The sequence below is a fragment of the Ruegeria sp. BHSB172 genome, from assembly GCF_059613165.1.
Map to the genome: position 1 here is coordinate 1 of NZ_JBXWRZ010000072.1, position 9,322 is coordinate 9,322.

The 9,322-nt window shown below is 59.2% G+C and carries 9 protein-coding genes; all 9 read right to left on the reverse strand.

Features of this window, described 5'->3' with window-relative positions; genetic code table 11:
• Positions 1 to 270: 270 nt before the first annotated feature.
• A complete protein-coding gene (locus tag AC2FM3_RS17450) occupies positions 271 to 720 on the reverse strand; it encodes an SRPBCC family protein (RefSeq protein WP_496684409.1) in 450 nt (149 codons plus the stop codon).
• Between the two features lie 110 nt (positions 721 to 830).
• Positions 831 to 1,439 (reverse strand): nucleotidyltransferase family protein, encoded by a 609-nt coding sequence (locus AC2FM3_RS17455; protein WP_496684412.1) that lies wholly within the window; start codon positions 1,437 to 1,439, stop codon positions 831 to 833.
• Positions 1,432 to 2,214: an XdhC family protein gene (locus tag AC2FM3_RS17460; RefSeq protein WP_496684415.1), complete on the reverse strand. Its 783-nt coding sequence runs from the start codon at positions 2,212 to 2,214 to the stop codon at positions 1,432 to 1,434. Before AC2FM3_RS17460 ends, AC2FM3_RS17455 begins: the two co-directional genes overlap by 8 nt.
• Positions 2,211 to 3,398, reverse strand: coding sequence for a vWA domain-containing protein (locus tag AC2FM3_RS17465; protein ID WP_496684418.1), 1,188 nt, complete (start codon positions 3,396 to 3,398; stop codon positions 2,211 to 2,213). Before AC2FM3_RS17465 ends, AC2FM3_RS17460 begins: the two co-directional genes overlap by 4 nt.
• The gene (locus AC2FM3_RS17470) at positions 3,395 to 4,270 is read right to left on the reverse strand and encodes an AAA family ATPase (protein WP_496684421.1); all 876 of its coding nucleotides are present in this window, start codon (positions 4,268 to 4,270) and stop codon (positions 3,395 to 3,397) included. The genes AC2FM3_RS17465 and AC2FM3_RS17470 overlap by 4 nt, the downstream gene beginning before the upstream one ends.
• Positions 4,271 to 4,315: 45 nt before the next feature.
• Positions 4,316 to 6,733: an aerobic carbon-monoxide dehydrogenase large subunit gene (locus AC2FM3_RS17475; RefSeq protein ID WP_496684424.1), complete on the reverse strand. Its 2,418-nt coding sequence runs from the start codon at positions 6,731 to 6,733 to the stop codon at positions 4,316 to 4,318.
• Complete coding sequence (locus AC2FM3_RS17480) at positions 6,730 to 7,224, reverse strand: (2Fe-2S)-binding protein (RefSeq protein ID WP_496684430.1); 495 nt, start codon at positions 7,222 to 7,224, stop codon at positions 6,730 to 6,732. Before AC2FM3_RS17480 ends, AC2FM3_RS17475 begins: the two co-directional genes overlap by 4 nt.
• Before the next feature lie 13 nt (positions 7,225 to 7,237).
• Positions 7,238 to 8,092, reverse strand: coding sequence for an FAD binding domain-containing protein (locus AC2FM3_RS17485; protein ID WP_496684433.1), 855 nt, complete (start codon positions 8,090 to 8,092; stop codon positions 7,238 to 7,240).
• A 107-nt stretch (positions 8,093 to 8,199) separates the two neighbouring features.
• Positions 8,200 to 9,321, reverse strand: coding sequence for an MHYT domain-containing protein (locus tag AC2FM3_RS17490; protein WP_496684427.1), 1,122 nt, complete (start codon positions 9,319 to 9,321; stop codon positions 8,200 to 8,202).
• Between the last annotated feature and the right edge of the window lies 1 nt (position 9,322).

The window sequence follows — 9,322 nt, forward strand, 5'->3', positions numbered from 1 at the left end:
CTTCAAGCTGAACCGGGCCGCTGCTCTTAGCGAGTGGCGTGAACTTAGTTCCGGATAGGTTCGCGGTTTCCGTGGCAAACTGAGACTGGTTCGCATTCGTCTGACAGCACCTTCGGGGCTAGGTTCAAGACTATTCGACGTACGAAACCTACAACCCAAAGCCCACGTTTCCCGTTGCTTGAGCATAATATTTGCCAAACATACCAGCGTCGCGAGCTGGGCTCTGGAGGCTATGTGTCAGTTTCCGGCTTTGCGAGGCGTGACGCTTGATCAAGTGTGCTCTTTAGCCATCACATCCGCAAAGGACTTGAAGAACTTTGCCGCCAGTTTCTTGGCAGTGCTTTGGATAAGTCGGCTGCCCAGTTGGGCGAGTTTCCCGCCAACATCTGCTTTGGCAGTGTATTTGAGAAGGGTCGCGCCGTCTTGGTCTTCCAAAGTCACGTCTGCGCCGCCCTTGGCATGACCCGCCGCTCCGCCATTGCCCTGACCGGTGAGCGAAAACGCATCCGGCGCGCCGTCGGTATTCAGCGTAACATTGCCGCTGAACCGCGCCTTGACGGGTCCGACCTTCAACACAACCTTGGCTTCAAGTTCGGTGTCTGAATGCTTTATTAATTCTTCGCAGCCTGGAATGCACTGTTTAAGGATTTCCGGGTTGTTCAACGCGGCGTAGACCTCGGCCTTGGGAGCGTCAATTCTGATTTCGTCAGCAAGTTCCATGTGTCTTCTTCCTTAGCAGCAGGGAAATTTGATGCGGGCCAGTTGGTCGGCCTGCACGGGGGTGAGTTCGACGGATCGAGTCATTTTTGCCCAAAGACGGCTTAGAGTGTTCATGCTGCAACCTCCTTCATGGGCAGGCAGTGGGTCTGGTAAGCTTCGGGCGTGTCGATATCGATAAAGAGCCCGGGCGTACGCAGGGGCAGTTCCTGAACCAGATCGGCATTGGCGCGCGTGAACTTTTGGCAGCCTGGGCTCTTTGGATCCTCCAACAGCCTTGCGCGCAAAGATCGCGGCACAACCAAGGGGTTGCCGCGGTTACCCTGATGAACAGGAAAAGAGATCTTGTCGGGGTCGGCACAGTAATGCGCCGTGAGCAATGCGAGGATATCGGTGCTGGACAACAGAGGTTGATCCCCCAGCCCGATCAGCAGCGTCTGAGCATCAACAGCATTCCGCAAGCCCGCCGCGACCGAGGTAAACTGGCCAGCGGCGAAGTCTGCATTGAAAACGGTGTCCACTCCGGTCCCGTCCAGCGCCTCTTTAACCAAGTGCGCATCGTGTCCGAGAACGACCAGAATGGGGCCATCAATCGCCGCCTGATATTGTTGGGTGACATGGCGGATCATCGGGACGCCATCAACTGGCAACAATAGCTTGTTTTGCGCACCCATGCGCCGCGACAGACCTGCGGCCAGCAATATTGCCGTCGTTTCAGTCATCGTCGTCCCGTTTCACGTTCGAGCGCCGAACCTTGACGAGTTCCGCCAGAATGGAGAGTGCAATTTCTTCGGGCGTGACAGCTCCGATGTCCAAACCGGCGGGAGCTTTGACCGCGCGGATGTCGGCCCGATCTATGCCTTTCGCGATTAACTTGTCTGACAGCGCGCCGTATTTTCGTTTGCTCCCGACAAAGGCGACATACGTAGGTTTGGACAGCAATGCGCGTTCCAGAGCGGCCAGATCACCCTGGCCTTGTGTGGCGATGATGATGACGTTCTGGCCGGCGACAGGGCTGTCGGGAATGTCCGAGCCCACTGACCAGTGAAACTCGGGCGCGAGCGCTGACAGGGCTTCGGCAACGGGCGAGGCACCGATGACAGTCAGCAGAGGCATGGGCAGGCAGGGTTCGATAAAGATGTCGATGCTGCCGCGTGATGGACAACCATTGCGGGCAAATCGGGTGCCATCAATGGTCTCTCCGGAACTGACGCCCTTTTCCGCCAAAAGCTCTTCGGGCGCGACCGAAACCAACTGCGGTGCGCCACTGCGCAGAGCCTCGATCGCGGCCTTTTTGACTGCACCGCGTGTGCAACCGCCGCCCAACCAGCCCTGCACGATGGTACCGTCCGCGCTCAGAAGCGCCTTTGCGCCGGGCTTGGCAGCGGTTGACCCGGCTGTGCGCACAATCGTGGCAAACGCGAACGGTTGCTGGCGGTCGCGCAGGTCCTTTGCGGTTTGTGCAAGATCTCCGTCAAGGATTTCAGCAGGTGTCATAGTCGGCTCAGTTCCCCTTCCAAAGCGGCCAGATCCCCGAGCGTGTTCGCGGGGGCAAACACGTCCAGATGCGGCAGTGCAGCCGCCATTCCGCTGGCAACGGGGGCATAGTCCGCCCATCCCTTCAGTGGGTTCAGCCAGATGACCTTGCAGCCCCGTTTCTTCAGCTTGGCCAGCGCGGCGTCGATCTGGTCCGGCGGAGCGGTGTCGTAGCCATCGGACAGGATCATCACGACGCTGCGCCCGTCGACAAAGCGCTTTGCATAGGTATCGGCAAAGCGCAAAAGCGATGGCCCGATCTTGGACCCGCCACCAAAACCGTCCGCCATCAGTGACATCCGGCCAATGGCGCGCATCGCGTCCTTGTCCCGCAAGGCCTCGGTAATGCGCACAAGCCGCGTGTGAAAGAGATACGCATCCGCAGACGTATCGGCGCGCATAAGCCCTGACAGAAAGGCCAGAAACACCTGTGAATAGACAGTCATTGACCCTGACACGTCGCACAGCGCGACGATCTTGCGGGTCCGGTCGGGGCGGCGCTTGCGCAACAGCTTCAGCGGCTCGCCCCCGGTCGATAGACTGCGGCGGATTGTCTTGCGGAAATGCAGACGATCGCCCTTGCGCGCGGCAATGCGGCGGCGGGACCGGCGATCGCGCAGCGCCGCACCCAGGCGGCGTGCCACGCCTTCGGCCTCGGCCACGTCTTCGGGGCGGACGATGTCTCGCAGGTCCTTGCGCATCAGGTTGCGCACCTCGGTGGCGATCAATTTGCCTTCGCCGTCGCTTTCCGCTTCGCCCTCGCCATCGCTGGAGTCCGGCGCGGTCGAGGATCCGGCGCTGCCGGTGTCCTCGCCCTGTGCATCTCTGGACGAATGCACGCCCTCACCGCTGGGGGCCGAGAGGGTTGGCATGACCTTTGTCCGGACGCGTCCGGCATCCATCCAATAGCTGTCGAAAAGCGCGTCAAACGCGTCAACGTCGATTTTGCACCCGGTACAGACCGCTTTTAGAGCCCGCCGCGCGTTTTCTGGACAGGCGGCTTCGACTTCGTTCAGCGCGGCAAGCGCCGTATCCGTTTCGGCCACGCCTAGGCGCAGTCCGTTTTCGCGCAGATGCGCCATGAACCCGGCGACGCGTGCTGCCGGCCCAGGATCGCGCCCGGCGAATTTGGTGACCCGGCTCACGCCGCGCGTCCCGCGATGCGCTGGGCCACTTCAGTAGTGATGTTGGCCTGATCGCTCTGGGTTTTCAGAAGCGTGGTCAGCGTCGATTGCAAAATCGCCGGGTCCGCCGTCAGATCGGCAAGGCCAAGCCCCATAAGTGCCGCGGCAAAATCCAGTGTTTCTGCGATGCCCGGGGTCTTTTCCAGCTCTTCCTTGCGCAGGGATTGCACAAAGCCCACGATCTGGTTGGCCAGATGCGCTTCGATGTCGGGGCAGCGGGCCTTCAAAATCGCCAGCTCCGTGGCGCGATCGGGATAATCCACATGGGTATAGAGGCACCGACGACGCAACGCATCAGACAGATCGCGCGTTCCGTTGGACGTCAGGATCACAATAGGCCGTGTCGTGGCCGTAACGGTTCCCAACTCGGGGATCGAGACCTGATAGTCTGCCAGAATTTCCAGAAGGTAGGCTTCGAATTCTTCGTCGGCCCGGTCGATCTCGTCGATCAGCAGAACCGGCGCAACATCCTGGGTCAGCGCCGCCAGCAGCGGGCGTTCCAACAGAAAGTCGCGGGAAAAGATGCGCGCTTCGACGTCTTTGCCGGTTTGGCCATCTTCGGCAGCCGCGCGGATGCTCAGCAACTGGCGCTGGTAATTCCATTCATAGATCGCCTGCGCTGCGTCCAAGCCTTCATAGCATTGTAGCCGGATCAGGCGGGTGTCGCGAGACGCAGCCAGAGTGCGCGCAACCTCAGTTTTGCCAACGCCCGCCGCGCCTTCCAGAAGAAGCGGACGGCCCAGTGTCAGTGCTAGATGCAGCGCAACGGCCAGATCGTCGGAAGCGACATAGCCTTCACCTGCAAGGGCACCCTGTAAATCGGTCCAAGTCATAGTTGGATGTGGAGGTGCGCGTGACCACGCACCTCCTCCCTCTTGTTAGCCGTGCAGGCCCAGATCATTGGCGGTCTTCCAGATCCGCCAGTGATCGTGGGGCATATGACTCTGACGCAGACCAAAGGCCCGGAAGGCATCATGCACCGCGTTCGAAAACGCCGGCACGCCGCCCACATTGGGGCTTTCGCCCACACCCTTGGCGCCGATCGGGTGATGCGGGCTGGGGGTGACGGTGTGGTCGGTGGTGTAGTGTGGCGTCTCCCATGCAGTGGGCAGGAAGAAGTCCATCAGCGTTCCGGTTTTCACATTGCCCATGTCATCATAGGCGATTTCCTGACCCATCGCGATGGCCAGCGCCTCGGTCAGGCCGCCATGGACCTGGCCTTCGATGATCATCGGGTTGATCCGTGTCCCGCAATCGTCCAGCGCATAGAACTGCCGGATCTCGTGCTCGCCTGTATCGACGTCGATTTCCATCACGCAGATATAGGCACCGAACGGATAGGTCATGTTGGGCGGGTCGTAATAGCTGACCGCCTCCAGACCCGGCTCGATCCCCGGGATCGCCTGATTGTAGGCGGCAAAGGCGATTTCTTTCATCGTCTTGAACCGCTCAGGCGCGCCTTTGACAACGAACCGATCCACGTCGAATTCCACGTCATCGTCGTGAACTTCCAGCAGATAGGCTGCGATCATCTGGGCCTTGGCCCGGATTTTTCGGCCCGCCATCGCGGTTGCCGCACCAGCCACAGGCGTCGACCGAGACCCATAGGTCCCCAAACCATATGGTGCGGTGTCTGTGTCGCCTTCTTCGACCGTGATGCTGTCGGCAGGAAGTCCAATCTCGCTGGCCAGAATTTGGGCGAAAGTGGTGGCATGCCCCTGACCTTGTGAGATGGTGCCCAACCGTGCGATGGCAGAGCCCGTCGGGTGGATCCGGATTTCACAACTGTCGAACATTCCAAGACCCAAAATATCGCAGTTCTTGACCGGACCGGCGCCGACGATTTCCGTGAAGTGTGTCAGGCCAATGCCCAACAGCTTGCGGGTTTTTCCGGCCTTGAAGTCCTCGACCCGCTGTGCCTGTTCGGCACGCAGATCCTCGTACCCAACTGCAGCCAGCGCTTTGTCCCAGGCGGTGTGATAATCGCCCGAGTCGTATTCCCATCCCAGCGCAGACTGATAGGGGAACTGATCGGCCTTGATAAAGTTGATCCGCCGCAACTCGGCCGCGTCCATGTTCAACTCAATCGCCAGAACTTCGATCATCCGCTCAATGAAATAGGCCGCCTCGGTCACCCGGAACGAGCAACGATAGGCCACACCGCCCGGTGCCTTGTTGGTATAGACACCGTCAACCGCCAGGTAGGCTGTCGGGATGTCGTAGGACCCGGTGCAGATGTTCATGAACCCGGCGGGGAACTTGGTGGGGTCCGCGCAGGCGTCAAACCCACCGTGGTCCGCCGTGGTGTGGCACCACAGACCGGTGATCTTGCCCTCTTTGGTGGCCGAGATCTTGCCGTGCATCCAGTAATCCCGGGCAAAAGCAGTGGTCATCAGGTTGTCCATTCGGTCTTCGATCCACTTGACCGGCTTGCCGGTCACGATTGAGGCCACGACCGAGCAGACATAGCCCGGATAAGCACCCACCTTGTTGCCAAAACCGCCGCCAATGTCGGGCGAGATGACACGGATGTTGTGCTCTTCAATGCCGGAAATCAGGCTGACCACGGTCCGGATGGCGTGCGGTGCTTGGAAGGTCCCCCACAGCGTCAGCTTGCCATTGACCTTGTCCATGGAGGCCACACAGCCGCAGGTTTCAAGCGGACACGGGTGTGTCCGGTGATAGTACACCATCTCTTCGGCCACGACGTCTGCTTCGCCGATGACCTGCTCGGTCGCTTCTTTCTGCCCGGCTTCCCATGTGAAGATATGGTTGGGATGCTTACGGGGACCGTGCGCGCCATCTGCCGTCGGGTCGAGGTCTTCGCGCAGAACCACATCGGTTTTCAGCGACTCGAACGGATCGACAATAACGGGCAGCTCTTCGTATTCGACCTCAACTGCTTCGATGCCGTCGGCTGCGGCATAGCGGTCTTCGGCTACGACAAAGGCCACTTCCTGGCCCTGGTACAGAACCTTGCCGTCGGCCAGCACCATTTGTTTGTCACCAGCCAGCGTCGGCATCCAATGCAGGCCCAGTGGCTCGAGATCAGCAGCGGTCAGAACCGCCAGAACGCCCTTAACCTTGAGGGCTTCTTCAGTGTTAATCGATTTCACGCGCGCATGTGCGAACGGTGAACGTACAAAATCGCCGAACAGCATGCCGTCCAGCTTGATGTCGTCGACATAGTTGCCTTTGCCCTGCGTAAAGCGTGCATCCTCGACGCGCTTGCGCGAGCAGCCCATCCCTTTGAGATTGGCGACGCGGTCTTCGCGGGTTTCTACTTCGTCCTTCATTCTGCGGCCTCCTTGGCTGCATTCATCACGGCCGAGGCGGCTTGGATGGATTTGACAATGTTCTGATACCCTGTGCAGCGGCAGAGATTGCCGGCCATGCCGAACCGAATTTCCTCTTCGGTCGGGTTCGGGTTTTCTTCCAGAAGTTTGGTGGCGCGTGTGATCATGCCCGGGGTGCAGTATCCGCACTGCAGACCGTGATGTTCCTTGAAGGCCTCCTGCAGTGGATGCAGGCTGTCTGGTGTGCCGATGCCTTCGATGGTGGTAACATCCTTGCCGTCGGCCTGGGCCACGAACATTGTGCAGGATTTCACCGATTTACCGTCAATGGTCACTGTGCATGCACCGCAATGCGAGGTTTCGCATCCAATATGCGGGCCTGTGATCCCCAGGCGTTCGCGCAAGGTGTAAATCAGCAGTTCACGCGGCTCGGCCAGAAACTCCTCTTCCTTGCCGTTGACCGTGAGTGTGATGTGCATTTTCTTTGACATTCTGGTTCCCCCCTCAGGCCCGCGACCAGGCGCGTTCGATGGCACGGGTCAGGATGACGCCGGCCACATGTTTCTTGAAAGCCACGGGACCGCGGTTGTCTTCGGCCGGATCGATGTCTTCCATCATGGCGGCGACGGCGGCCTTGATGGCGTCCGCGTCCACGGATGTGCCGACCAGCGCCTCTGCGGCGGCCGCGGAATAGATCGGTGTGTCGCTCAGGTTCGTCATCGCAATCGCAGCGGACGCACATGTGCCGCCCGATTTCACGATCTGCACGGCCGCAGCGGCGGTCGCGTAGTCACCGATTTTCCGTTTTTGCTTTTCGTAGGCATATCCGCCTTGCGGCACCGGGATCGAAATGCTGGTCAGCACCTCTTCGTCTTCCCGAGCGGTCATGTAGGCAGCCTCATAGAATTCACGGGCCGCAACGGTGCGTTCGCCATCGGCACCGACCAAAGTGAATTGTGCATCGAGGCATTGCATTAGGCCGGGCATATCATTGCCGGGATCGCCGTTGGCAACATTGCCACCGACCGTGCCCATATAACGGACTTGCGGGTCTGCGATCTGCAACGCCGCCTCGCGCAAGATGGGTGCTGCGCTTGCAAGATCTGTATGGTCGATGATTTCGGCTTGGGTCACCATCGCGCCGATGGTGATGGTGTCTGTTCCGACCGTGATTCCACCCAATCCGGCAACGTCTTGCAGATCGATCAGATGGGGCACGTCCGCCATCCGAAGTTTCATCATCGGGATCAGGCTGTGTCCGCCCGCCATGACGCGTGCGTCATCCCCGTGTTCTTCCAGAAGAGCAATTACCCCATCCAAATCTTTCGGGCGGTAATACTCAAACGCCGCTGGAATCATCTCGCTCCTCCCTGCTTGATATTCTGGCTGGAGCGAAGCCTGCATCCATCGGTATACGCAGGCTTTAGAAAACCACTGATTTTCGCAGTTTTTGCACGAAATGCGCCTTAAGCTGCACCAGTTGCGCCCAGTTCACCCGAGAGGATCGACTGAATATCCTTCAGCTTGGACCGGCTGACCGGGACGGGCGGGAGTTCCGGTTCGTTGAAGGTACAGCGACCCTTGTCTTTGGTGCGTTCAAACCGGGCAACCTTTTCGGGGTTTACCAGATAGCTGCGGTGCGTCTGCACAAACCCGGCATTCAGAAGGCGCTTTGTTGCCTCTGTGATCGGCCAGACGCAGAACAGGCGATCCTTGCACGTGTAGACCTGTGTGTAATGACCGTCTGCCCGGACGAATGCGACATCCTGAGGTGCGACGTAGATTTTCGCTCCCTCCCTTTCGCAGGGAATTTGCAAAGTCGCCTCGGGCGGCAGCATGGCTTCCTGCGTCGTTTCATTTGCTGCCTCGGATTGCTGCGCGGGCCCGTCTAGATAGGTCGTGCTCACCCAAAGAAAGGCACCAAAAATCACGAAGCCTGACAATACTACGCCAATGGCCAACGTTTCGTTGCTCATACCCGGGCCAAAATCTCCAGGAACGGGTACCGCAACAAAATTTGTTCCTGCCATGGCTAGGAAGTGCACGGAACTGACCGCCAGCCCAAAACAAACGGTAGCAAGAAAGATGTGCAAATTGGTGCGTCGTTGATAGGCCACCCAGACCGCGAGCATGCACAAGGCAATCGCCATGGCAGAGGACAACGCGACACCGGGAACTGTGTATACCGCTTTGCACAGTTGCAGCCCGGCCATCCCGACATAGTGCATCACCAAGACGCCCAGCCCAACAATTCCGCCAGCTGCCAATATCATTGGCGTCGTACGTTCCGTGAAATGCAGCAAAATCAGTGCACAGCCGACGATCAATATGGCAATCAGCGCCGAGGCGAGCGTTATGGCCGCATCATAGTAATAGGGGATCGGCATTTGCAGACCGAGCATGGCCACGAAATGCATCGACCAGATGCCTCCACCGAGCGCGACGGAAGCAAGAGAAATCGCGATCTTGCGTTGCGATGTCGATTTGGCCGCCATGTTTCGAGTCAGCGACAAGCCCGTGAACCCCGCGACAATTGCCATCGCGCAGGACATCACCACCAGAATTGGGTCGTGGCTGAACTCCAGCATC

Bases quoted from the DNA above. Each gene is read 5' to 3' on its own strand.
- AC2FM3_RS17450 (WP_496684409.1), bottom strand. From the start codon at position 720: ATGGAACTTGCTGACGAAATCAGAATTGACGCTCCCAAGGCCGAGGTC.
- AC2FM3_RS17455 (WP_496684412.1), bottom strand. From the start codon at position 1,439: ATGACTGAAACGACGGCAATATTGCTGGCCGCAGGTCTGTCGCGGCGC.
- AC2FM3_RS17460 (WP_496684415.1), bottom strand. From the start codon at position 2,214: ATGACACCTGCTGAAATCCTTGACGGAGATCTTGCACAAACCGCAAAG.
- AC2FM3_RS17470 (WP_496684421.1), bottom strand. From the start codon at position 4,270: ATGACTTGGACCGATTTACAGGGTGCCCTTGCAGGTGAAGGCTATGTC.
- AC2FM3_RS17475 (WP_496684424.1), bottom strand. From the start codon at position 6,733: ATGAAGGACGAAGTAGAAACCCGCGAAGACCGCGTCGCCAATCTCAAA.
- AC2FM3_RS17480 (WP_496684430.1), bottom strand. From the start codon at position 7,224: ATGTCAAAGAAAATGCACATCACACTCACGGTCAACGGCAAGGAAGAG.
- AC2FM3_RS17485 (WP_496684433.1), bottom strand. From the start codon at position 8,092: ATGATTCCAGCGGCGTTTGAGTATTACCGCCCGAAAGATTTGGATGGG.
- AC2FM3_RS17490 (WP_496684427.1), bottom strand. From the start codon at position 9,321: ATGCTGGAGTTCAGCCACGACCCAATTCTGGTGGTGATGTCCTGCGCG.